The organism is Vibrio sp. Hep-1b-8, from assembly GCF_006124995.1.
In the GTDB taxonomy this organism is placed as follows: Bacteria; Pseudomonadota; Gammaproteobacteria; order Enterobacterales; family Vibrionaceae; genus Vibrio.
Map to the genome: position 1 here is coordinate 1 of NZ_QEWN01000003.1, position 23,253 is coordinate 23,253.

The 23,253-nt window shown below is 44.3% G+C and carries 26 protein-coding genes, 3 pseudogenes and 1 riboswitch; of the genes and pseudogenes, 13 read left to right on the forward strand and 16 right to left on the reverse strand.

The window, feature by feature from the left end; all coding sequences use genetic code 11:
- On the forward strand, positions 1 to 741 hold a 741-nt coding region (locus DA100_RS01345; RefSeq protein WP_138970510.1), incomplete at its 5' end, for an IS3 family transposase.
- 11 nt (positions 742 to 752) lie between these two features.
- On the opposite strand, the gene DA100_RS01350 is transcribed toward DA100_RS01345, so the two are convergent.
- Positions 753 to 1,460 (reverse strand): hypothetical protein, encoded by a 708-nt coding sequence (locus DA100_RS01350; protein WP_171052110.1) that lies wholly within the window; start codon positions 1,458 to 1,460, stop codon positions 753 to 755.
- Between the two features lie 663 nt (positions 1,461 to 2,123).
- On the opposite strand from DA100_RS01350, the gene DA100_RS01355 reads away from it, so the two are divergent.
- Positions 2,124 to 2,564, forward strand: a complete 441-nt coding sequence (locus tag DA100_RS01355; protein ID WP_138970512.1) for a hypothetical protein — start codon at positions 2,124 to 2,126, stop codon at positions 2,562 to 2,564.
- Between the two features lie 104 nt (positions 2,565 to 2,668).
- On the opposite strand, the gene DA100_RS01360 is transcribed toward DA100_RS01355, so the two are convergent.
- Positions 2,669 to 3,565, reverse strand: coding sequence for a LysR family transcriptional regulator (locus DA100_RS01360; protein WP_138970513.1), 897 nt, complete (start codon positions 3,563 to 3,565; stop codon positions 2,669 to 2,671).
- A 141-nt stretch (positions 3,566 to 3,706) separates the two neighbouring features.
- Between DA100_RS01360 and DA100_RS01365 the strand changes: the two genes are divergently transcribed.
- Positions 3,707 to 5,338, forward strand: a complete 1,632-nt coding sequence (locus tag DA100_RS01365; RefSeq protein WP_138970514.1) for an alpha-glucosidase — start codon at positions 3,707 to 3,709, stop codon at positions 5,336 to 5,338.
- Positions 5,339 to 5,388: 50 nt separating this feature from the next.
- Here DA100_RS01365 and DA100_RS01370 read toward each other — a convergent pair whose 3' ends face one another.
- The 3 genes from DA100_RS01370 to DA100_RS01380 all read right to left on the reverse strand — a co-directional run bounded on the left by DA100_RS01370 (position 5,389) and on the right by DA100_RS01380 (position 8,129).
- The gene (locus DA100_RS01370) at positions 5,389 to 6,006 is read right to left on the reverse strand and encodes a DsbA family protein (RefSeq protein WP_138970515.1); all 618 of its coding nucleotides are present in this window, start codon (positions 6,004 to 6,006) and stop codon (positions 5,389 to 5,391) included.
- A gap of 66 nt (positions 6,007 to 6,072) precedes the next feature.
- Positions 6,073 to 7,458: a LytTR family transcriptional regulator DNA-binding domain-containing protein gene (locus DA100_RS01375; protein ID WP_138970516.1), complete on the reverse strand. Its 1,386-nt coding sequence runs from the start codon at positions 7,456 to 7,458 to the stop codon at positions 6,073 to 6,075.
- Positions 7,446 to 8,129 (reverse strand): ABC transporter ATP-binding protein, encoded by a 684-nt coding sequence (locus tag DA100_RS01380; protein ID WP_138970517.1) that lies wholly within the window; start codon positions 8,127 to 8,129, stop codon positions 7,446 to 7,448. The genes DA100_RS01375 and DA100_RS01380 overlap by 13 nt, the downstream gene beginning before the upstream one ends.
- A 371-nt stretch (positions 8,130 to 8,500) precedes the next feature.
- Between DA100_RS01380 and DA100_RS01385 the strand changes: the two genes are divergently transcribed.
- Entirely contained in the window at positions 8,501 to 8,749 is a 249-nt protein-coding gene (locus tag DA100_RS01385; RefSeq protein ID WP_138970518.1) for a hypothetical protein, read from the forward strand.
- 64 nt (positions 8,750 to 8,813) lie between these two features.
- Here DA100_RS01385 and DA100_RS01390 read toward each other — a convergent pair whose 3' ends face one another.
- Both DA100_RS01390 and DA100_RS01395 read right to left on the reverse strand, forming a co-directional pair.
- Positions 8,814 to 10,079: a RidA family protein gene (locus DA100_RS01390; protein WP_138970519.1), complete on the reverse strand. Its 1,266-nt coding sequence runs from the start codon at positions 10,077 to 10,079 to the stop codon at positions 8,814 to 8,816.
- Positions 10,080 to 10,598: 519 nt separating this feature from the next.
- On the reverse strand, positions 10,599 to 11,096 hold the full coding sequence (locus DA100_RS01395) for a fasciclin domain-containing protein (protein WP_138970520.1): 498 nt from the start codon (positions 11,094 to 11,096) through the stop codon (positions 10,599 to 10,601).
- 182 nt (positions 11,097 to 11,278) lie between these two features.
- On the opposite strand from DA100_RS01395, the gene DA100_RS01400 reads away from it, so the two are divergent.
- Complete coding sequence (locus DA100_RS01400) at positions 11,279 to 12,415, forward strand: HD domain-containing phosphohydrolase (protein ID WP_138970521.1); 1,137 nt, start codon at positions 11,279 to 11,281, stop codon at positions 12,413 to 12,415.
- Between the two features lie 126 nt (positions 12,416 to 12,541).
- Here the strand turns inward: DA100_RS01400 and DA100_RS01405 are convergent, their stop codons facing one another.
- The 4 genes and pseudogenes from DA100_RS01405 to DA100_RS01420 all read right to left on the reverse strand — a co-directional run bounded on the left by DA100_RS01405 (position 12,542) and on the right by DA100_RS01420 (position 14,358).
- Positions 12,542 to 13,249, reverse strand: a complete 708-nt coding sequence (locus tag DA100_RS01405; protein WP_138970522.1) for an SDR family oxidoreductase — start codon at positions 13,247 to 13,249, stop codon at positions 12,542 to 12,544.
- Positions 13,249 to 13,554: pseudogene (locus tag DA100_RS01410) on the reverse strand (cryptochrome/photolyase family protein); the annotation flags it as partial. The pseudogene DA100_RS01410 and the gene DA100_RS01405, both read right to left, overlap by 1 nt.
- A gap of 154 nt (positions 13,555 to 13,708) precedes the next feature.
- Positions 13,709 to 13,930: a DUF3820 family protein gene (locus tag DA100_RS01415; RefSeq protein ID WP_138970523.1), complete on the reverse strand. Its 222-nt coding sequence runs from the start codon at positions 13,928 to 13,930 to the stop codon at positions 13,709 to 13,711.
- Between the two features lie 71 nt (positions 13,931 to 14,001).
- Complete coding sequence (locus DA100_RS01420) at positions 14,002 to 14,358, reverse strand: helix-turn-helix transcriptional regulator (protein WP_138970524.1); 357 nt, start codon at positions 14,356 to 14,358, stop codon at positions 14,002 to 14,004.
- 325 nt (positions 14,359 to 14,683) lie between these two features.
- Positions 14,684 to 14,771: riboswitch (cyclic di-GMP riboswitch) on the forward strand.
- Positions 14,772 to 14,842: 71 nt separating this feature from the next.
- Between DA100_RS01420 and gbpA the strand changes: the two genes are divergently transcribed.
- Entirely contained in the window at positions 14,843 to 16,306 is a 1,464-nt protein-coding gene (gbpA, locus tag DA100_RS01425) for an N-acetylglucosamine-binding protein GbpA (protein WP_138970598.1), read from the forward strand.
- Between the two features lie 57 nt (positions 16,307 to 16,363).
- On the opposite strand, the gene DA100_RS01430 is transcribed toward gbpA, so the two are convergent.
- Positions 16,364 to 17,530, reverse strand: coding sequence for a D-alanyl-D-alanine carboxypeptidase family protein (locus DA100_RS01430; RefSeq protein WP_138970525.1), 1,167 nt, complete (start codon positions 17,528 to 17,530; stop codon positions 16,364 to 16,366).
- Between the two features lie 191 nt (positions 17,531 to 17,721).
- Positions 17,722 to 18,078: an NADH:ubiquinone oxidoreductase gene (locus DA100_RS01435; RefSeq protein WP_138970526.1), complete on the reverse strand. Its 357-nt coding sequence runs from the start codon at positions 18,076 to 18,078 to the stop codon at positions 17,722 to 17,724.
- A gap of 474 nt (positions 18,079 to 18,552) precedes the next feature.
- Here DA100_RS01435 and DA100_RS01440 point away from each other — a divergent pair.
- A pseudogene (locus DA100_RS01440) lies at positions 18,553 to 19,547 on the forward strand (threonine/serine exporter family protein); the annotation flags it as partial.
- Between the two features lie 38 nt (positions 19,548 to 19,585).
- On the opposite strand, the gene DA100_RS01445 reads toward DA100_RS01440, so the two are convergent.
- Both DA100_RS01445 and DA100_RS21460 read right to left on the reverse strand, forming a co-directional pair.
- Positions 19,586 to 19,795: a ribosome alternative rescue factor ArfA gene (locus DA100_RS01445; RefSeq protein ID WP_138970527.1), complete on the reverse strand. Its 210-nt coding sequence runs from the start codon at positions 19,793 to 19,795 to the stop codon at positions 19,586 to 19,588.
- 209 nt (positions 19,796 to 20,004) lie between these two features.
- Entirely contained in the window at positions 20,005 to 20,127 is a 123-nt protein-coding gene (locus DA100_RS21460; RefSeq protein WP_269375047.1) for a hypothetical protein, read from the reverse strand.
- Between the two features lie 48 nt (positions 20,128 to 20,175).
- Between DA100_RS21460 and DA100_RS01450 the strand changes: the two genes are divergently transcribed.
- The 3 genes and pseudogenes from DA100_RS01450 to nqrM all read left to right on the forward strand — a co-directional run bounded on the left by DA100_RS01450 (position 20,176) and on the right by nqrM (position 21,222).
- Positions 20,176 to 20,385, forward strand: coding sequence for a cold-shock protein (locus tag DA100_RS01450; protein WP_038204438.1), 210 nt, complete (start codon positions 20,176 to 20,178; stop codon positions 20,383 to 20,385).
- A 246-nt stretch (positions 20,386 to 20,631) separates the two neighbouring features.
- Positions 20,632 to 20,874: pseudogene (locus tag DA100_RS21465) on the forward strand (NifB/NifX family molybdenum-iron cluster-binding protein); the annotation flags it as partial.
- A 186-nt stretch (positions 20,875 to 21,060) separates the two neighbouring features.
- Positions 21,061 to 21,222 carry a (Na+)-NQR maturation NqrM gene (gene nqrM / locus DA100_RS21210; RefSeq protein WP_240800863.1) on the forward strand — a complete coding sequence of 54 codons (162 nt, stop codon included), beginning with the start codon at positions 21,061 to 21,063 and terminating at the stop codon, positions 21,220 to 21,222.
- Here the strand turns inward: nqrM and DA100_RS01460 are convergent.
- Positions 21,209 to 21,490: a DUF134 domain-containing protein gene (locus DA100_RS01460; protein ID WP_138970529.1), complete on the reverse strand. Its 282-nt coding sequence runs from the start codon at positions 21,488 to 21,490 to the stop codon at positions 21,209 to 21,211. The genes nqrM and DA100_RS01460 overlap by 14 nt on opposite strands.
- A 57-nt stretch (positions 21,491 to 21,547) precedes the next feature.
- Here DA100_RS01460 and DA100_RS01465 point away from each other — a divergent pair, with 57 nt between their 5' ends.
- From DA100_RS01465 to DA100_RS01475, 3 genes are all read left to right on the forward strand, one after another.
- Positions 21,548 to 22,024 carry a PaaI family thioesterase gene (locus DA100_RS01465; RefSeq protein WP_138970530.1) on the forward strand — a complete coding sequence of 159 codons (477 nt, stop codon included), beginning with the start codon at positions 21,548 to 21,550 and terminating at the stop codon, positions 22,022 to 22,024.
- A gap of 139 nt (positions 22,025 to 22,163) precedes the next feature.
- Entirely contained in the window at positions 22,164 to 22,703 is a 540-nt protein-coding gene (locus DA100_RS01470; protein ID WP_138970531.1) for a YaeQ family protein, read from the forward strand.
- Positions 22,696 to 23,247, forward strand: a complete 552-nt coding sequence (locus tag DA100_RS01475) for a hypothetical protein (RefSeq protein ID WP_138970532.1) — start codon at positions 22,696 to 22,698, stop codon at positions 23,245 to 23,247. Before DA100_RS01470 ends, DA100_RS01475 begins: the two co-directional genes overlap by 8 nt.
- Positions 23,248 to 23,253 lie beyond the last annotated feature (6 nt).

Sequence of the window (23,253 nt, forward strand, 5' to 3'; positions counted from 1 at the left end):
TACCAGCCTAAAGCGAATAACGATCATGAAGTGATTGTTGAACTGCAAAAGGCGGTTGAGCGTTATCCAGCCTACGGTTTTAGCAAATTGCTCAAAATACTTCGTCGCTGGGGACATGGCTGGAATCATAAACGGATATATCGGATTTACTGCGAACTCAAACTCAATAGGCGTCGTAAAGCGAAAAAACGCTTACCAACTCGTTCGCCTGAGCCGCTTAATGTGCCTATGGTAGCTAACCAGTGTTGGTCGATTGACTTTATGAGTGACAGCTTACAGTGCGGACGTCGATTTAGAACCTTCAACGTAGTGGATGACTTCAATCGTGAAGCACTCGCTATCGAAGTGGATTTAAGCCTCCCAGCGCAACGAGTGGTTCGAGTGCTTGAACGAATCATTGCATGGCGAGGTTATCCAGAAAAGTTGCGAATGGATAATGGCCCAGAGTTCATCTCTGTGACGCTTGCGACTTGGGCTGAGGAGCATGATATCAAGCTGGAATTTATCCAGCCAGGCAAACCGACTCAGAACTCCTATGTCGAACGATTTAACCGTACGTATCGCACAGAGATCCTCGATATGTATGTGTTCAGAACCTTGAATGAAGTGCGTGAGCTAACAGAAAACTGGATACGAGAATACAACGAAGAACGTCCCCATGATGCCCTCAACGATCTGACACCATGGGAATATTTAATGAAGAATGAACAAACCGAAACCTCTAATTATGGGCGCAACTAATTAGGGGAGGTTTACATAATACCACAACAAGCGGCTATTTCTTTATCTGGAGTAACAACCACAGTATCAAACAGGTTGTCACAGCCATAATTTAAGCTAGAAACAGTTTGCTCCTCTTGTCTAATTTCATTTTGTTTGTCAAAGCGAACCCATGAGTTCACCTGAATTTTGATGCCTGGTGAATCCTTATCAAGCTCTTTTTGAATAAGACTTTCAGCGCGAAGCCTTTCAAAACAAGACGACGAATCAGAATCCGTTTCGACTGTAATGAGAGTCGGTATACCAAACTCAGTTAGGGATTTTACTGCATTAACAATAGTCTTATGATATACATATTTCTGATGTGACTTACCTGTAGATATATTTATTTCACCTATACCTGAATCAACCAGTTTTTGACAATAATCACGAGCTCTAAATAAATTCTTAGCCCAATATGCATTAGTCACACAACGAGTGATAAAGCCCATCTCAGTGCACATAGAAATTAAAGCGAAGAGTTTCTCTTTAAGAATAAAACATTCACCTCCAGTAAAAACAATCAGCTTTATCGAAGGGTATTCCTGACTTGCATTAATGATGAACTCACGGATCTCATCATAGGTAAGAGTTTTGTCTATGCTGGGGCTGCATTCAAAACAGCAATCTTCACAAGCCGCTGTGCATCTATAAGTCATAATTACAGATATAGTCGAAGGGGCAATATTAGTAATAAACATGCAAATAATTCTCAATACCAATTGAGTTTTATAAAACCACACGCACATTGTAAGAGCAAAGGTAGATATTGAATTTGAGATAGATATCACGCAATGAGCTATTGATATTATTGATATATAAAGAAAATTACATAATTGTAAGTTGTGCTTCTTGAAGTAACTCTTTGACTGAAATCCACAACTCATGCTTTTCATTTGTCAGCTAATGTACTTGAATCATGTTTCTGACTCAACTGACATCTATTGATCTTTATTCATATTCTTAAAGCACTTCATTGCATAACAATAAACATGAAATTAAAGTCTTATCCCGTATAAATAAATGGTAAACCAGCAGCCATTACTGGAGGTGCGATTCGTTGCGGAGGGGTAACGATTGGTAGTGGTACAGTGAACATCGGTGATGTATATCAGCCTGCGGAAATGTCTGCGTTATCATCTTCATTGTCTTCAATTGAGTCTCAAGCAGCTATTCAAACTAAAGCTCAAAATGCACATTCCTCAGCGAGTGTAACCGAAGTTGGCACTTCGAAAACCGCTCAAATTCCACAAGGTTCAGGTTATTGGCCACCGGTTAGGTGGCATGGGTTCAGCACTTGACTGGGCTGACAATGAATTTGGGGTGTCTGATGCGTTAGTTGATTTGTTGAAAAAGGGTCAAGAATGAAGAAGATACAAATCTCAGGAATTATTTTTTTTGCACTTTTTCTTGCTGGCTATTTGGCAATTGGGGCGCCAGCAGAATTAGCACTCCCCTTTCTACCCTTAGAGCTAAGAGTCAGGTTGCTTGGATACCAATCCTACATTGCATTAGCAATTCTTCCTCCTATACTCTTAGGAGGCATTGGCATAATGATACATCAGTTATGTAATCCACAAAGAGAAGTAACCTCTTATAGTAAGGTATGGCTCAAAGTTGCTTATATATCACTAGCCATAGGTTCACTTGCTTTAGTTTCAAGAGGTTATCTCGGCTACCAAGTAACCAAATCTGGTTATGTAAAGTGTATCCATGAGTCACGAACTTCTTCTAAAAATAGCTGGAGGGTTTATGCAAAAGATTTAAGTTTGTGCAAGTCGTCATCCGGTATAGCTGGTGGTTAAAAGTTGGCTACAAGCATTTAAGGTATCAACATACTTTTCCTAATCTGATATAAACGTTCTAGAGCATGGCGAGTGATATAGCTTTTCCCTATAAAATAGATTAGTCATCTCTCGGCTTGACTACAAATGAGATCCATCAGAGTTTGTGTGGGCTCAGTGAAATTGCCAATTTTAGTGTAGATACCGACCTGACCCAGTTGCTGTTGATTCACCCACAACATTTTCAACCCCGCCCGTTCAAAATGCGCTTTCATCTCTGAGGTATAAGGCATGATCGCATTGCTCATTTTGACCAGAGCAACACTTGCCGAGAGAGAATCAAGCTCATACGTCACTCGCGTACCACAAGCCGCAGCGCTAAATAGTTCGGCCCCTTCCTCCGTTAATACATCCCCATGACGAGCGTGATCGGGAGTAACCTTAACCAGCGGGTAGTTCACTGCTTTTTCGACAATATTGTCCTGCTCCAGTAAGGGGTGGTCGGGTCTGACATACCAGGCTTCACGCTCTTGGAATAGGGGGGTAAAACGAACCCGATACTGAGAGTTAATGCCGTTAATTTGATGGCCGACAAACAAGTCAATTTCGTCATTGATCAAGTGGTGTAACATTGACAGACCATTACCAAATTCGACGTGCATCGAGCTGTTTGGAAACTGTCGAGTAAACTCCTCAATCGCCTGCGCCGCAAAGCACTCCCACCAAGCCTCGCCCACACCTAGCTTAACTTTACCACTGCTTCGCATCTTCATATCAGACAACTGATGAATCATCTGAGTGTGCTTCTCTTGTACATCCTGCACATAACCCAAGTAAACTCGCCCATATTCGGTGAGTTCAACCCCTTTCGACTTGCGAATGAACAAGTCTGTACCCAACTGCTGTTCAAGTTTCTTGATTGCTGTTGTGAGTGATGGCTGACTAATAAAGAGCTTATCTGCGGCAGCCTTGATACTCCCCTGGCGGGCCACTTCGTAAAAATAGCGAGACTGTTTATCCATGATCAACCTCTCCTTAGAATAGAGGTGTCAGAGTAACTTTTGATATTGATTTTTTCTATATCAAAATTCAAATAATCGATTATTTTTGTCGCCAAGAATTCGCTATATTTCCCTCAACAATTCGAATATTAGGGCAACAAAATGGACAAACGTTGGTGGCATAACAGTGTGGTGTATCAAATCTATCCACGTAGTTTTTGTGATTCAAATGATGATGGGATCGGTGACCTTCAAGGCATCATCAGTAAACTAGATTACCTGCAAAATCTGGGAATTGACGTGATCTGGCTTTCTCCAGTCTATCAATCTCCGATGGACGACAACGGCTACGATATTTCAGATTATCAGGCAATCTCTCCTGAGTTTGGCACCATGGACGACATGCGAGCACTCATTGAACAAGCCAAACAGCGTGGGATCCGCATTGTAATGGATTTAGTAGTAAACCATACCTCGGATGAACATCCATGGTTTGTCGATGCAAAGCAAAGCGCTGACAGCAAGTATCGCGACTTTTACATTTGGCGAGATGCGAACGCAGACGGCACGCCACCAAGTGATATCGGCTCTATTTTCGGAGGCAGCGCTTGGCAGTGGGACGAGCACAACCAGCAATACTACTTTCACCTATTCTCAAAACGCCAGCCTGACCTTAACTGGGAAAACCCGCTACTTCACGAACACATCTTTGCGATGATGAACTGGTGGATTGACCAAGGTATTGGCGGCTTCCGTCTTGATGTCATCGATCTGATTGGTAAAGAGATAGATAAAGGTATTACAGGGAATGGTGAACGTCTACACCCACTGTTACAACAAATGAATCAAGCCACCTTTGGCAGCAAAGACCTTCTAACGGTGGGAGAAACTTGGGGAGCAACACCTGAAATTGCCAAATTGTACAGTGACCCCGCAAGGCAGGAATTGTCCATGGTGTTCCAGTTTGAGCACATTACACTGACATGGCAAGACGGCGATAAATGGCAACCCATTCCACTCGACCTAAATAGGTTTAAGCAAGTTCTCACCAAATGGCAGGTCGAACTCAACAACCAAGGTTGGAACTCACTGTTTTGGAACAATCATGACTTACCGCGTGTTGTGTCTAAATATGGATGCGACAAACAATACCGAGTTGAATCAGCGAAAATGTTGGCAACCACGCTGCACTTTATGAAAGGGACACCTTATATCTATCAAGGTGAAGAGATTGGCATGACCAATGTAGCCTTCGATACCATCGATCAATATAAAGACATCGAAACGCTCAATTTTTACCAAGTGAAAACCGAATCAGGTACAAGTCACGAGCATATGATGGAGGCAATTCACCAAAATGGTCGTGACAATGCTCGTACACCGATGCAATGGAATAACGACAATCAAGCGGGTTTTACCAACGTAACACCTTGGATTGCAGTCAATCCAAACTATCCACACATTAACGTGGCAGATGCCCTTGCCAATCATGATTCAATCTTTTATCACTACAAACAGCTAGTATCCTTGCGTAAAACCCATCCTGTCATCGTCTACGGTGATTTCATTCCGCTGCTCGAACAACATCCGCAAGTGTTTGCCTATGAGAGAAAAGATGATCAACAACACTTTGTGGTCGTCAGTAATTTTAGTGCCGAGAGGCTAATCGTCCCATTACCAAGTCACCTGCAAAGTCGTAAGGTAAGCACCTTGATTACCAATCGCGTGGCACTTACTGAGTTAGGGAACTCACTCACGTTGAGCCCGTATGAATCTTTTGCCCTCGAGCTATAAAAAAAACACCGGACACGAGTCCGGTGTTGTTCTTTTCAATCATGTCCTTATCAAGACAGAATCTGTTCGACTTGCTCAATCGTTGCTTCTGCGGACTGATAATCCACTTGCAGCTCTATAATTCCTTGCTCGTTGGCAACAAACAGTGAAGGAAAGCTGTTGCCACCGATACGACGAGCAAACTCCAGCTCTTGAAGAAACTCTTGGTTAAGCTCTGCTGAGAAAAAATCCACTGCAAATTTTGCTGTATCCAGCCCTATGTTGGCTGCAAGAGAGAGTAGAACCTCATTGTCACTGGGGTTTCTTGCCTCTAGGTAATAAGCGTGTTGAATCGCACTCAACATGGCTTGCTCAGCTCCTTGCTTGCGAGCGGCAAGGACAGCCCGACATGACGGATAGGTAGAACGACGAGGCGTATTCTTTTGCCAGAAATCATAGTTAAACTCTGTACCAAGAAAATCCTCTATTTTCTTCCAATATGAGGCGATTTGGCGTTGCATCTCTTCTGGCATCGGCTGATCGGAATCCGGTGCCAAACCACCGAGTACGTACTGTATCTCTATCTTGCTTTCGAGCTGTTGCGATACTTTCTGCCACACGGGTTTATATCCCCAACACCATGAGCACATGGGATCATAGACATAATAGAGTTTGTTGTTGGTCGACATATTACCGCTCCTTCGGTGAGCTCTTAGATAGGGTGTTAGAGTGAGACTACACAGCTTGTCTCTCGATTACCACAAATTGGTAAACTGGCTTTGCATTGCACGACTCACTGGCAGCTTTTCTCCTCCAATCACAACCACCATCTTACCGGTAATGACTTTTTTGACCTTTTCAACCGCCGACACGTTCACAATCGTTGAACGATGAATCTGCCAAAACTGCTGCGGATCTAACTGCTGCAATAACTCTCTCAGCGAAGTTCTCAACAAGTACTCCACCTTTTTATCGCCCTCTTTGGCAAAAAGAGACACGTACTTGTCCTCAGCTTTAAAAAAGAGGACATCACTCGCTGCGATAAGATGAATGTCGTCCCCTCTGCTGGCACGCAACCAACTCAAATAAGTCGGCTTCGCTTGCTGACTTATCTGCTGAATCTGATCAAGCAGCGCGGCCTCTCGAACAAAACCAGAAACGATCTCATTGGGGTAAGTCCCTAATGCGGATAAGGTGCCGATCTCGCGAGTGCGTTCTGTCACGGACATTGTCATTGTGTTAAACAGAGCAACGAATACAACCAAAGCCATGACAGCGCCCATGATGCCAAAAATTCGGTCATATAGGTCTTTGACTTTGCTGTAGAAAAACGCCCTTTGCTGCCAAGGTGTCACCTCTAGCGGCTGAGCTAAGTTCATTTGAGATAACTGCTGGTTCACCCAAAGCGCCATAGACTCGGTTTGTTTAGTATCAAACAAAAACACCGACAAGGTACTCACTTTGTTGCTGTTCAGCAGTTGCTGCGCAGAATCAATATGAAGATACAACTGACGTTTATCGAGCTCAGGAACGCCGGTTGAATAGATGCCGCGAACTTTATAATCATAGGCATTGAGCGCACCATCACAGGTTGTGGCGAGTAAAGTGACCCAGTCACCGGTTTTGACACTGAGGTTACGCGCCAAATCGATACCAAGCATCACTTCTGGTTCGCTCGGTTCGTACCGAGATGATTGGGTACTCGAAAGCGTTTTACCTTCTCGAACATCAAGAAAGGGACCTTTCATATCGAACTCGCGTTCATTAACGCCAGTGCCAACAAAAATCGTCGATTTGCTGCCATTCGACACTAGGCCTGTAAATTCTACGCGGGGTTGGACTCCACGAACCTTATCACTGGCCAACAAACGAGTGGTTAGAGCCCCTCCATCTGCAATCCCGTTTGCCAGAGGCATATCTTCATCTTGCTCGAAATATCCCGGCTGACTAATGGTGAGATGCCCAGTATCTCTTGCGGTTGATTCCTTAAGTGAATCATAGGTATAGAGGCCAAACCCACCCGCCGATGTCAGAGCAAATATAGCGATAGCTACAATCAATATCGACAGTACGCTACGACGTTGGTTGCGTTGTAGGTTTAGATAAGCGATTCGAATCGAACCAGGGATCAGCTTGCCCATTTGACTGGCTCCTTGTTAACTGTTCCATCAAGCAGATCGATGCTTCGATCGCACTGAATAGCCATGCGTGGGTCGTGAGTGGCGACAATGAATGTGATGCCCAACTGATGGCCGAGGTTTTTCATCAAATCAATCACGACCGAAGCGGTATAGCTATCCAAGCTTGCGGTTGGCTCGTCGGCTATCACCATTTGCGGCTTATGTACCAGAGCTCTCGCGATCGCAACGCGCTGTTGCTGGCCTCCTGACAAGTTGTCAGGTCTGTGGTTGGCAAATTCCGCTAACCCAACTTTTGCGAGAATCGCTTGAGCCTGTTTCTTTTGCTCGGCTTGAGAAAACCCGTTGAGCATAAGTGGATAGGCAACATTTTCCCAAGCCGTCATTACTGGGATCAGGTTGAACTTCTGAAACACGAAACCAAGCTGGTGACGACGCATTTGAGCCGCTTTGAGCGGATTTTTGGGATAAGCTTGGCCGGACAACTCGACGATTCCTTGATAATCCATGTCGAGAAGGCCAAGGATATTAAGCAAAGTACTTTTGCCTGAGCCAGAGGGACCACAGAGTGCAACCATTTCTCCCTTGGCAATCTGACCACTGACTTCGCTCAGTGCGTTCACTTGCTGCTGACCAATGCAATACTGCTTACTGATTTGCTGGAAGTTAATCATAACGCCACCTTAAGCTGCCAAGTTGTATTCGGCGATGACGGCCTCTGTTGGCGTAGAATACGAGGGAAAGGCTGTGAGTAAGCTACATAGAATGAAGCTAGCAAATGTTACTGTTTTCATCTGACTATTCCTTTGATCGTGTGATGGTCAAAGATTACGCTCAGAGAAAAAAGTATTCAGAGCAATGCGACGAACGGGCATTCAAAGGCGTGAATGGCACAAACACGGATTAAATGGCAAGCGGTTGAGGCCAACCTAGGGTGCAGCAGTGGATTTTAGCCACTATGATCGTTAAAGTAGCGACAAAATAAGAATCACCTCTCTGAATAACAAAAACATGCAGAGAAGGTTAGAGCAAAGAGATAACTCCGATGATCAAAGACGACAAAATTATTGCTGACTTAGCAGAACTTGAAGCTTTCCTTATCGCCGTCGAGAGCGGTGTGTTAGAGCTTAAGAATGCCGCAGGCGTTGCCATGGCAACCAACAACCAGGACGGCCGCCGATTCGTTGCTGTACTAGACGATAAGCACCAACTCATTTTAGGCCGTTGGGTTACAGAAGAAGTGTTCCAAACAGGACAAGATTTGGTGCGCAACGGTCCAAGCCGCAAGCACTAAAACCGCACAGTTAGAAATTAAAACCTGTTCATTGAACAGGTTTTATTTTAATGACAAATTAATATCAGTGTTGCGGTGGTGTACCTTCACCATTCGACATCACTACATCGATCTGAACCAAGGCATCTTGTTGAATTGCCGCGACACCAACAACCGTTCTTGCGGGTAAATCACCCTCAAAGTAACGAGTATAAACGTCATTCACCGTTTCCAGATCCGCAATATCTCGCAACTGAATGTTGACCTTAACAATATCGTCCATAACATGGTTAACGCTTTCAACGATCGCTTTGATGTTGTTTAAGCATTGCTCTGCTTGCTCTCTCACACCACCAGCAACAATCTGGTTTGATTGCGGATCTACAGGCAACTGCGCAGCGATATGGTTGTAATGCGAGAATGCGACTGTCTGAGTGTACAATGGGCTTAAAGGCGCCTTCTCAGTATTGTTTGCACGGATCACAATGCCATGTCGATCTTCGACTTCTTGTGGTGGCGTACCGTCACCATGAGAAACAACAACATCAATCTGAACTAACGCTTGCTGCGGTAGTTCTTTTGCAGCGGCTACGGTACGTGCAGGAACATAAGCGACAGTGCGAGCAATCGCTGAATCCGGGAAGAAAGTGCTGTAGACTTCATTCACTGCGTCTAAGTCAGCCAAGTCTTTTAGATAGATTCCTACTTTTACAATGTCGTCAAACGGTACATCAATACTTTCTAGGATTGCTTTCACGTTTTGTAGACACTGTGCCGCCTGCTCTTTAACTCCACCCGCAATGATCTCACCAGTCAGTGGATTGATTGGTAACTGTGCTGACACATTGTTGTAGTGTGAGAATGCAACTGTCTGTGTGGATAGTGAGTGCACTGGTGCTTGCTCTGTGTTTCTAGACAGCTTAATCAACGGGCATGGTTCTTGAGGTGCAGTCCCTTCGCCATTAGAAATTAAAGCGTCCATTTGCACTAGCGCGTCACCTAATGGAAGGGCATCAACTGCAACAACCGTTCTTACTGGTAATAGGTTTTGGAAGAACGTCGCGTACACTTCATCAATAGCAGGAAGATCAGACATATCCTTGAGGAAAACGTGAATTTTTACCACATCATCCATAACATGATTGATGCTCTCTACGATCGCTTTAATATTCTCAAGACATTGCTTCGCCTGCTGCTTAATATCACCTGCGACAATATGACCAGTGTTAGGATCGATCGGTAATTGCGCTGAAATATTGTTGTAGTGAGAAAACGCCACACTCTGTGTTGATAATGGGTTAATTGGAGCCAGTTCAGTATTTCTTGAGACCTTAATAATTCCGCCACTCATTTCGATGCTTATCCTTCTATTAAGATTTATTTATATCTTTATTTTGGTAGGGTTTAGTTTTGTTTTGTTAAATAAGTGCCGAGATAGTATGGCAACAACCCAAACTGGATTGTGACTAAATTCAAATTATGATTTCACTAGACATATGCCTAACACTGGATAATTAATCACATCGAGACTAATTATCCGTAAATAGCGACTTTTCCTCATTCCAACGACCTAATTCACTCTAGTATTGCGTAATAGGTGAATACATACCCATGGTTAAACTTGCTGATATAAGAAGTTTTCGTTCGTTTCTGATAGCGCACTCACAACAAACTGACCGAGAAGCCTACGGAAGCGTGTTTCTACTGCTAATTATCTCGCTAGAATTGCATAAACTTTTCATGCTCGATAGCGGTTTTCCATCCGAGCGATTTGCTGACTATCGATTGTGTTGCTGCATGACTTCTACCGTTCAACCAAAGAAAAGGGCAAAGCGATGCTCTGCCCTGATTAAAGAATTAGTTTCGAGACTTACTTGGGTAGAATGACTTGGTCAATAACGTGAATGACACCGTTGCTAGCTTTGACGTCAGTCGCAACCACATTGGCATTATCAACCATGACGTTACCGTCCACCACTTTGATCATCACATCTTGTCCTTGCACAGTGGTTGCTTTGTCCAATTTGACAACATCAGCCGCCATTACCTTTCCTGCAACAACATGGTAAGTAAGCACTGCGACCAACTTATCTTTGTTCTCTGGTAGAAGTAACGATTCCACTGTGCCTTCTGGCAACTTAGCAAAGGCTTCATCCGTTGGTGCAAAGACGGTGAATGGGCCATCGCTCTTTAACGTATCGACCAAGCCAGCTGCTTTGACTGCCGCGACAAGCGTAGTGAATGAGCCGTTTTCGACTGCTACATCAACAATGTCCGCTTTCATACCATGGTTGTGTGCTTGTGCTGGCAACATAAACGTGAATAACGCGATTAAAGCTACCGTAAGTGAAATTGTATATTTAAACATGAGTCCATCCTTTAAGTGAGGAGCTATGCTCCATTTAGCTGTTGTCTTGCTCACTAATGTCTACGCAACGGATTTGTAAACAGATCATTTTTATAAATCTCAACCGCTAATACTCTAAACAACAGTTTGTCACTCAACTTATGACCTATACTAGAAATGAAACTTGGTAATAGTGTGTGCTTATGGATATAAACTTGTTGCTTAACCGCGAATACTTAACAAGCCACGACTTCTATCGTGATTTGATCGACTTTTTGGTTGTAAGAGCCAAGTCGGAGATAGGTTATCTGCATTTCTTTAACTCAGGGACAGAGGAAATCTCCCTTAATGTTTGGTCTAGTAGCGTGCTAGAAGGGTGTCATTCCAGCCATGAAACACATTACCCTCTTTCCGCCGCAGGCATATGGGCAGATAGCATACGAATGATAAAACCTGTTATCCATAATGACTATCACGCCAACTACAGCTCTCCAGATTCTCTACCGGAAGGGCATATTCAACTGGTTCATCACTTCAGTCTGCCGATTTTACTTGATAAAGAAGTCGTCGCGGTGGTCGGGATTGGCAACGCTTCGTTTCCCTATCAAGAAGTATTTGTTAACGAATTTCATCTTTGGATCAACGGGTTATGGCCTAAAATACGGCTCAAGACTCAACAGATTGAATCATCAAGCTTGTCAAACCAACAGGTATTCGAATCTCACTCCTCTTACAAAATCATGACCGATATGCTTGGTGCAATTTCAAGGGCGTTGGAGATTCGAGACGAATATACCTCGTCACACCAACGAAATGTAGCCTACATTTGCTCACTCATCGCCACTGACCTATCGCTCGAGGAACAACAAAGGGAAGGGCTCGTGATTGGCGCATTAGTGCATGATATCGGTAAAATTGCTATCCCATCTCAAATACTCAACAAGGCAGGAAAGTTAATGCCCGCTGAAACGGCCCTGTTGCAAAACCACGCCCAAATTGGTTCGAGTATATTTAGTCACGTCTCATTTCCCTGGCCTATCTTAAAGATGATCGAACAGCACCATGAAAGGCTAGATGGCTCCGGATATCCCAATGGCCTCAAAGGATCACAGATCGTCATGGAGGCTCGAATCATAGCCGTTGCGGACACGTTTGATGCGATGGCGAGTGACAGACCTTATCGCAAAGCACTGGGGGCTCAGCGTGCGATTGATACGCTGGTTGCAGGAAGAAATACCCTTTACGACCCTTATGTCGTCGACTCGTTGTTAAGATGCCTTGAAGTGGATGCCACGTTAGGCGGCAGGTACACCCCGACTCAACCTGTCATTTCTCACTAAGGACATATTGCCAATACCGTGCGTTACGCAGTGGACAATGGGATCAGATCCTCTATTGCTCTAAGCGATGTCAAAGAAGCAAAAAATAACGGACCCTCAACCTATGTCACTCGCCAGTCTGTTGCACTACCAGGGCAGCACGCTGCCATCGTATGCCCAAAATGCGCCATTATCTTGAGGTGTGGCTTGCTCTATCAAACCCACCAAGTCTCTGGCCACTCGCTGTGGGGTGAACAATTTCTCTGGCCGGACATTAGCCTGAAAAGGCGCCGATAAGTGCGTATCGGTGGTTCCGGGGTGAAGCGCAAGTACAGCGCCATGCTTGACCATCCGTTGCCATTCAATCGACAGAGTTTTAACAAACATGTTCAATGCTGCTTTCGATGTTCGGTAGCTGTACCATCCCCCCAAATGGTTGTCACTAATGCTGCCTACTTTAGCTGAAATCGTGGCAAATTTAGGCGCGAGACTGCGCTTGAGGAACGGAGTGAAATATTTCGCTAACAGCACAGTGGGTAGGGTGTTGACAGTGATCACGTGCTGAAAAAAGTCCGCATCCAGTGCATTTAGGTTCTTCTCTGGGCCTTTGCTTTGAGTATGTAGAATACCGACACAGTTGATCAACCAATCAACATGCTCTATTTGTTCACTCAGTGCCTTCACCTGTTCTTCTTGAGTCACATCGGTTTGATACCAAATCACCTTGTGATGCTGCCAGCTTGGCGCCTGCTTGTGGTAGGTCGCATGAACTCTTGCGTGAGGGAAACGCTCGACCACCTCTTGGGTTATCGCTAAGCCGATACCACCATTTGCGCCGACAATCACCACATCCATTACAAGCTCTCCATGTAGTTGATGTAAAGCTCCGCGGTATCGAGTATCGTCTGTCGCTGCTGTTCATCCATATTATCCTAAGAGCGATAAATCATCGCGATGCGTGGATTGCTGACCAAGCGTTTTTGGTGTTTGTTCATAAAACGCCAGTAAAGGCTGTTAAACGGGCAAGATCTTTCACCGCTGCGAGTTTTGTTATCGTAATGACAGTCTTTGCAGTAATCACTCATTTTATTGATATACGAACCGCTGGCAGCATAAGGCTTGGTACCGACAATCCCACCATCAGCGAACAACGCCATACCTAAGTTAGAAGGACAGATACTATACAACAGAACCACAATAAGGACGGAACCACAATAAGGACATCAGACGCCATAAAAACTTGGTGACATCAAAGAGAGTCATAACCAAAGGCCCCATATCCTTCAAGGAATATGGGGCCTTTGCAAGTCGAGGCTATTGAGGTCTTTTCAGTGGTTTAACCACACTGTCGAGGCCTTCAATCTTCAGCGCTAAGCACAACTGCATAAGTTCGCCGAGTTCCCCTTCAGGAAACTGCTTTTTGTTGGCAAACCAAAGTAAATATTCTTCAGGCAAGTCAATCAATACTCTGCCTGCGTACTTTCCAAAAGGCATTTGCATACGTGCAAGTTTAATCAAGTTTTCTTTTTCTAGCATAAGACTGAATAAACAATGTATTAGAGCCGTAGGGTAACACCGATTATTTAACTCGGATAGCAGTGCCTTAATCAAACGTTAGGATGGACAGTATGGGCGTACTCAACAACCACTTGATTACCTTCAATATAGGCATTTTGTATTTCACCATCAACGCTCATACGGCTTTGCAGGTAGACCACTTTTGGACCGTTCTGATTGTCTTCTTTCAATGAGGGGACAACGTTTTGAGGTTCGATGCGTAACAAGCGGCAAAAATGACTAATAAACGACATGGTTAACGGCGTCTCGCCACGTAGCACCTGAGAAAACGTCAACTGATTCATACCGAGTTTCTTAGCAAACTCCATCTGTGTCAGGCGCATTTTTGATTTCTGAGACATCCAGATTTGATACAGCGCCTCTCGGTCTCTATCTGTGAATTCCATGTTTGGTCCTTGTGTAACTCTATTTAATTAATTGTCAGTCTTTTCATACAAGGCGTTGTCAGCGCGGAGTTAGCGAAAATCAAAGGTTCTGTTTCGTCTATGGGCATAGCGCTATTTGATGGAATCAGGCTTACCCGTCAATTCATTGACAAAGCAAATCAATCAACTGGAATAAGTTGGTATTTTTAATAAAACGATCTAGGTAAGAAATAGATAATTCTCAAGTCAAATTATCAACGACTTATTCAATTCGAGAATGCAATTCCATATTCATTCGATTCCGTGGATTTTGCGGATTCCTTTGGCTACATTCTTCCCGCTCAATTATCACTTCAGGCAAACTATCCGAAAGGTTAGGACGCAAAGCCACCGGTCTGTCGATGTTTAATGTCTATGATAGCGGGGCTGCCGCTTGGTCTAGTCACCAAGTGTTTTCGCGTGCCGGAGTGTCATCTTAACTGTCAGTTATAAAAAAGGACAAATGATGCACAAACTGCCAAACAAATCCCTCATCGCCCTCGCTTTGATCAGCGTCAGTGGCGCGAGTTACGGTCACGGTTATGTCTCTGCATACGAGAATGGTGTCGCAGAAAGTCGCGTTGCACTGTGTAAATTCCCAACCAGTGACACCAATGAGAAGAACACCAACTGTGGTGCCATTCAGTATGAGCCGCAAAGTGTCGAAGGCCCAGATGGCTTCCCTGAAGCGGGTCCAAGCGATGGCAAAATTGCCAGCGCAGCCACTACCCTAGCGGCGGCTTTAGATGAGCAGACCGCTAATCGCTGGGTAAAACGTCCTATTCATTCTGGAACTCAAAATTTTGAATGGACATTTACCGCAAATCATGTAACTAAAGATTGGAAGTACTACATCACTAAACAAGAATGGAATCCAAATCAGCCACTTGCCCGTGAATCATTTGATTTAACGCCTTTCTGTGTGGTTGATGGTGGCATGGCTCAGCCTCCAAAACGTGTCAGCCACCAATGTAACGTACCAACACGTGAGGGATACCAGGTTATCTTAGCGGTTTGGGACGTAGGCGATACTGCTGCGTCATTCTACAACGTAATAGACGTTCAATTTGATGGTGACGCACCCGTAGTTCCAGACTGGAGTCAGTCAGGCCAAATCAACCCAGGACTTAACCTAAATATTGGCGATAGTGTCTACACCCGCGTATTTGTTCAAAACGGTGAAAATGTCTCTTACAGTACTGAATTAGTCATAGAAACCGCTGAACAAGGTCAGGCAAATAACTGGTCTTACGCGCTAGCGTCTAAGATCAATCAAGAGCAAAGCCAAATTCGAGCTGGTCAGTTGAATGATCGAGGTGAGTTTACTCCTGTCTATGGTACAAACCCTGTATACATCAAAGCAGGTTCCGGCTTAAATAGCATTGAGATCGGCTATAAACTTGAAGCACCAGAGCCAGATTATCGCTTAGATGTTACAGGGCTGGAAGATGAATACCTAATTGGTGATGCCGCAACACAAATCAACCTAACACTTGAAGCAACTGGCGACCTTAATGCAGAGCTCACTGTGTTCAATCATCACCGTGAACCTCTGGCATCCTACACTGCGCCACTGGCTGACGGAGAACTGAGCAACACGACTCTAACGCTGTCAAAGTCTGAAGCCGGACATCATATGCTAGTGGTCGTGATAAAAGACCAGCAAGGCAGTGTCGTTGACCAGAATACGCTTGATTTTCACCTGATTGAAGAGGCAACACCACCACCATCCGATGCTTATGACTATGTCTTCCCTCAAGGCATGGAGAACTACACTGCTGGCACAAAAGTACTTGCTGTTGATGGTGGCATTTACCAGTGCAAACCGTTCCCATATTCAGGTTACTGTGTTCAGTGGTCGCCTTCTGCAAACCACTATGAACCAGCAGTAGGCTCACACTGGCCTTCGGCTTGGGACAAGCTAAACTAACCAGTAAAAAAAGCGGATGCCATGGCATCCGCTTTGCTACTTTTTCAATTCAGGGTTTTAGAACCATCCTAGAACCAATCGTTTAACCCAGTCGAGCAACTTCTTGAACAGGCCACCCTCTTCAACATCTTGTTGAGCGATTAGAGTAGCGCTTGCCACTTGTGTACCTTCAACACTGTAGATCACCTCTCCTACCGCGTCGCCTTTTCGAATAGGTGCTTCTAGCTCACCTTTGTACTCGATTTCGGCCTTGAGCTTATTAGCATCTCCTTTAGGCAAGGTAATCATTACCTGTTCAGATACCCCCACAGGTACAGAGTCCTGACGTCCCATCCATACCTTGGCTTCAGCTAATGTGTCACTCAGTTTGGTCGGTGAAACTGTATCGAAGAAACGGAATCCATATGAGAGTAACTGTTTACTTTCTGACTCTCGACTTTTAGTGCTGGTAGAGCCCATAACCACAGAGACTAGGCGCATTTCACCGTTGGTGGCAGACGTTGCCAAACTGTAGCCTGCTCCACTGGTGTAGCCGGTTTTCATTCCGTCAACATTGAGGCTGCGATCCCTCAATAATCCATTTCGGTTGTACTGCGTAATGCCGTTATAGGTAAAGGCTGTTTCACTGTATAACGGATAGATATCGGGTAGATCTCGAATGATCGCTTGGCTAAGAAGTGCAATATCGCGTGGCGTAGAATAAAGCCCTTGGCTATCCAGTCCATGTGGATTGGTAAAGGCGGTGTTATCTAGCCCTAACTTTTGCGACCAATTGTTCATCAAGCTCACAAACGCGTCTTCACTACCAGCCACATGCTCCGCAATCGCGACGCTAGCATCATTACCCGACTGAACGATCAAGCCACGATAAAGATCCATCAATTCAACGTTTGTTCCCACTTCGATAAACATTTTCGAAGAGTCAGGAAAATTTTTCGCCCATGCCTTAGCACTGATTTTTACCTGATCATTCAAAGAAATATTACCGCTTTTTACTTCTTGTCCCGCAACGTAAGCCGTCATCAATTTAGTCAAGCTCGCAGGATTAAGCTTCTGATCGGCATTTTTTTCCACTAGAACGGTACCAGTGTTGTAGTCAATCAGAATATAGCCTTTCGCTCCAAGCGCAGGAGGATCGGGAATAATTGTCGGGGCAGAATACGCTCCGAATGAGAAAAGAAGTGTCGGAAGAAGTGCTGTCGATTTTATTAAACGCAATGTCATGATATGCGACGTCTCACTTTAGTTAAATATGGTCGGGTTCAGTATAGACAACCGCCCAACAGTTTCAGCCGCTTTGAAACCAATCGTTACTATTGAGTCATGTTTTTCGCAATTAACGCCGAATCAACCCTGGCGAGAAATAAAAAAACCAGCAGTATTAACCGCTGGTTTTCAATTTGTTCACTTTTAACTTAAGCCAGCTTCATCGCGGCTTGTTTGTTCATCATGCGTTCACGGTGAGAGAACCACAAGTATGTCGCTGTAATCGAGAAGAATAGGTATGAAAGCGCAAACACAAATGGTGAGCTAATAAGCTCTTGTGACATACCCCAACTCACTCCTGCAACTGTGATTGCAATCTTTGAAAACAGACCACAGATAAGAAGAAGTAATGCTAACTGTGGAAAACGGCTGCTTCTAAACGCAAACCAATAACAGCTACCCACAGCCATGGTCGAGATGTAAAGGCCGAGCAAAAATGAATGTAAGTGATCTGCTGATGCTACGCCTGCAGTAATTGAAATCATAAAGAGTATGAATAGTTTCATGTCTTGCCTCGCTTTTTAAACTGGGGAAAAAGCTTCCTTTCATTTTTAAAATCTCATTTTGCGCATATTTTCATCGTTTGGCTCGGTAATATCAAGCAGTAATTTGTCGCAAAACTTGTTCAAAAAACAACCAATAGACAGATGTTAACATCTGGTTACAATACCGATTTCATTAGCCTTAGAGAAAGAAAGGGTTAACCACATATTTAAGAAAAGCCAACTTATGGACATCACAATTCAGTAACATTTGTTTACCTATAAAATTCCTTAAAAATTGTGACTAAACACAGCAAATGCCAGCCACAAAGCAGGCCTTTCGCTAGGCGAAACTTAAGATTGCTCAAATAGACAGATTACAAAGAAAAATAAAGGCCAATTTAAGTGTGAGCTTAACCACTGTTCCCAATTTTCCAGCTCGAATCACAACTTGGGGTCTGATACCTTTGCGCAACCCATTTTTAGGTCACACACACCATGCCTTCCCAGTACCGAATTGATAAAATTGTAGAGATAGGTGACACTCTTCATCGCAGCGGTTGCACACCGTACAAACTTGAAAAGTACACTCAATTTTATGCACGTAAACACGGCGTAGATCTGATGATTCAAGCGACGCCGACGACCGTTAACTATCAGTTTCCTGAAGACAACAATGCTGTTGTAATGAAACGCCACCAGCCTGCATCAATTAATCTCAGTCTGTTGGCTAATACCATTATCCGCATCAATCAACCCAGCAGCGAACCGGTTCCTGAGCCTGTCGGATACCCGAAATGGGTAATCGCATTGGCCAATATGGCTATTCCCCCAGCCTATCTGATGCTAGTGGGCAGTACCATGGAAGCGATAGTGTTCTCCGTATTTTTGGGTTTTGTAGTTTGGCTAACACAGCAGGTGTGTAAAGCTCGTCGCTCCATCGCCGTAGAATTTATTGCCGCCTTGCTCACGGGGATTCTGGTTGCTTTCTTCGCCAGCACTGGCTTTGCAATCCCTATCTGGGCTCTATGTATTGCTGCAATAGTTCTATTCGTGCCCGGCTTATCGATTGCGAACTCGCTAGAGTGCCTTGCATTCAATGATTTAGTATCCGGTACCAGTTTACTTGGCCAGAGTGCGTTGACGCTAATAAAGCTGTTTGTCGGCATCGTTATGGGGCTAAATATTGGCGAGGCGATATGGGGGCAAGCGGAAAGCATAAAATACGTCAACGAAGTGCCATTCTGGATGCATATCTTTGGACTATTTCTGATTTCCATTTCACTGAGCATCATCTTTAATGCGCGTCCTACCGATATCTTATTAGGTTTACCCGTTGCCGCATTGGGCATGTGGGGACCATTTTATCTTGGTTTTGACAGTGGGTGGGTCGTCGGCACTTGGGTAACAACCGTCTTAATCACTCTATACGGCACTTGGGTTGCAAAAAAATGGACCTGACGGGGTCTATCTATATTGTTCAAGGCATCATTCATTGATTCAGCAAAAAGCCCTATTCAAACGTCGCTAACTAAGCGGCTTTTGAATAGGGCTCTTTCCCCTTGTGTTTCATGTTTCTTCTAAAACTTCCTTTGCCTTTTTTCGCTTTTTCTACTCTTGCTCGAAACAGCTTACTGGTCACAACGGCTTTAAGGGCGTTATCTTTTATCTGACCTCGACCGACCTCTAATTCGGTGTCGAGATCCGTGAACTCATGGCTTGAGTCACTTAACTTTTTCATAATCCATTCCTCTGAATGATAGTTTACATACAGCTGGTTTCTGCGCTGTTTCTACTCACATTTTTATCGTTAAGTAGAACAATCAACCAAGCCTTCGAATGTTACACTATTTATGCGCTAATCAGTATTATTTTCGAAATTATACCTAGCGCAAATTTTCCAATGAAAACCCCTATTTATGGCATGCAAATCCCCTGATTTTTATTGACTTAGTTGCACTTCTCTTTAGACTGGATGCCAGCTAGAAAACGGTTCTTGTTTACTTTCGCCGTTTCGTTGGATGTATGAATATCTACCGTAACGTCGTACGCATTAGCAATCTCCTTTTCCACGCTATCGGTGCCGTATGGCTTTTACAAGATTTATCAAGGATATACATTATGTCTAACACTGTTACTGGTACAGTTAAATGGTTCAACGAAACTAAAGGTTTCGGTTTCATTCAACAAGAAAACGGTCCAGACGTTTTTGCACACTTCTCTGCAATCACTGGCGACGGTTTCCGTACTCTAGTAGAAGGCCAAAAAGTTGAGTTCGTAGTATCTCAAGGCCAAAAAGGTCCTCAAGCTGAGAACATCAAAGTACTTTAATTGTTAAGTACCACAGTTTTTCGATAGCCAGCTTCAAGCTGGCTATTTTTATACCCTAAATATGCCCATACCATTGAACTTCCCTAGCGCTAAACTCTGCTAACGCGCCTCCTATCTCACCCTGCCTGAGAGACACAATTCTTCCTCACAACACCACTCAGTGGATCTTAATTTCTCATTATTAGTTATTGGCATATGCTAAAAATTAATACTATAGTGTCTCTGTCACAAGATAAGGAGTTTACTATGTTATTCGCGATCCCATACCACGGAGCGTCTGTTCACAATCACTTCTCTAAAGCCCCTCATATCATGCTTTGGGATAGCAAGGAACAAACCAAGCGCGTGCTTGACTTACCCTCTTCTTCAGCGTGTTGTGAGCGTAAAAAATATTGGCAAAGTGTTGTACAGGAGAACAATATCGACGCTGTCATCGTTCGCTCTATTGGAACCAATATGCTTAACACTCTATTTAAAATGCATGTCACTGTGCTAGCTGCACCGCGCCAGTTCGACCTTGAACGGTTTGATACCAACGTGTTGAAGCCCATTACCGACATTAATTTTGCGCGCCCTTCAGTCAAAAAGCACAACGCAACTTGCTCAGGAGATTGCACTACTCACTCTATATCAGCGAACAAACAAGCAAGGGCCAGCAAGTTGTCACCTAAGGCGATGGGAGTCGTATTAAAACGCCATCCGATACAGGGGAGCTGTGGCGGTCTTGCCACTATAGAGATAGAAAGAGAATGCAACTGCGTAGAAATCTGCGCTCAACATTCGCGCAAATTATACCAAATTGAAGAGCCGAACTCAGTAGGAGCTATTGTTCACTAGCCAATATCAACGCATGACCATGCACTAAGCTCTGCGCTACTTTACTACGTGCACGCTTAACAATATTAGCAAAAGTTTGTCTTGATACCTTCATGAGCGTTGCCGCTTCCAATTGGCTTAAACCATCCAAATCAGCTAGACGCAACGCTTCGAGTTCATCCTCAAATAACTCGATTTTTTCGAGCTGAGAAAGCGGTACCCCATTGGGTTTAAAGCATTCGTAACTTGCTCTGCCACATATGTTTCGCTTTATTTTTGGCCTCGCCACTTTGTTCCCCTTTACGTTTTATGGGCTCAATGTTGCTCTCTAACTTTGCGGTATTTTATGACTATTCACAAACCCAAAAATCATCAACAGTGCGCTATATGTTGCCAGCCTTTTTTCAACCACCATACCAAGATTCACTTTATCGCGATGCCAAACGGTGGTGTACAGGGCGAAATTGTAGCAACAGAAGCTGCTCAAGGCTACCAAGGGGTAATGCAAGGCGGTGCCATTAGCGCTTTACATGATACCGCCATGACTCACTGCTTATTCTCTCAGCATGTCTGTGCTATGACAGCACAACTTGATGTGCGCTTTATACACCCCATTCCTCTCAACACATTGCTTCGAGTTGAAGCGATATGCATAAAACATCGACGTGGATTGTATCTGTTAGAGAGCACTATTTACGTGGATGGTCAGTGCCACTCGAAAGCAGAGGCAAAATTTATAAGATGCGCCAAGGAGACAGTGACTACGGATAAAACAGATCTGCACTCACGCCATGTGAATGAGTCCCGAATTCCACCTGTGTAATTGAATTAATAAACAATCGGTTATGCTCCCGTTCTCTCGGGGACTGCTGTATAGTGAATTCCATTAACGTTTTACTATAAGAAAAGCCTCAGCGGTACACCTATAGTACACTTCAATCATTTGGAACCCTTGAAAATACATGGCTCTTAAACCGACTATCTACAAATTCCGTATTTCACTTTCAGATACCAACCGTGACCTGTATGACTCGACGCAACTTACCGTTGCTCAGCATCCGTCAGAAACCGTTCCGAGAATGATGGCGCGAATTCTGGCCTTCTGTGTTAAATGGCAGCCAGATTTAGCGTTGACCAAAGGCTTGTCGACCACTGAAGAACCAGACCTGTGGGTCAAATCTTTAGACGACCAAATCCAGCTTTGGGTTGATATTGGAGAGCCTTCGCTCGACAGAATCAAAAAGGCGTGTCGCTTAGCCACCAACGTTGATGTGTTTTCATTTAACAGCAAATCTAATGTTTGGTGGGAACAAACTAAGAACAAGGCACATCAATACAACGCCAATATCTATCAGTTTGATTGGGATGGTATTGAAGCATTATCAGAAATTGTTGAACGCAGTATGGATCTGTCAGTCATGATTACTGGTGAAAGCCTGTTTGTTGATTGTGACAAAGGCTCATTTGAAATCTCATTGAAGAGCTTGCAGTCAAATGACTGAACTTGAGCTGTCGCTTAAAGCCATTGACGCCGACTCTATCCCAGCAATCACACTACCTTGTTCAGCATGGGAGCAGTTTTGCAGCCGCCACGCGTCACTGTTTGCTAAAGCAAGGAGACGCAATCCAGATAAGCCCGCCACACATGGGCTGCTGGGTGTTCTCACTAAAGCCCATATGAAAGAGAGTTCAGCCCTCGAATCACAAATTGTATCGATTCAGGCAATGCAGGATGTATTGGTATCAAATCTCGGACAGGAGCACGCCGATAAATTTGAGCAGCAAGGCATCAAGCAACTTATTCTCGTTACCCATCTGTGGCTCTATCTTCAAGGCTATTTGAAGATGGACTTCAGTTTGGCCAATGATCATGCCGGCAATACGGCTCACTTGATCGCGACGCTCAACAAGCAAGACCCTCAATATCTGCGCACTCAGTTTCTCGAAAGCTTCTACCACGGCAAGCAACGCGCCGCTGAGAATACTCAAGCGAAATCAGGCCTGATAGATTGGCTGCGTCGCATCTTCGGCAACTCGACTTCATAAAAAATG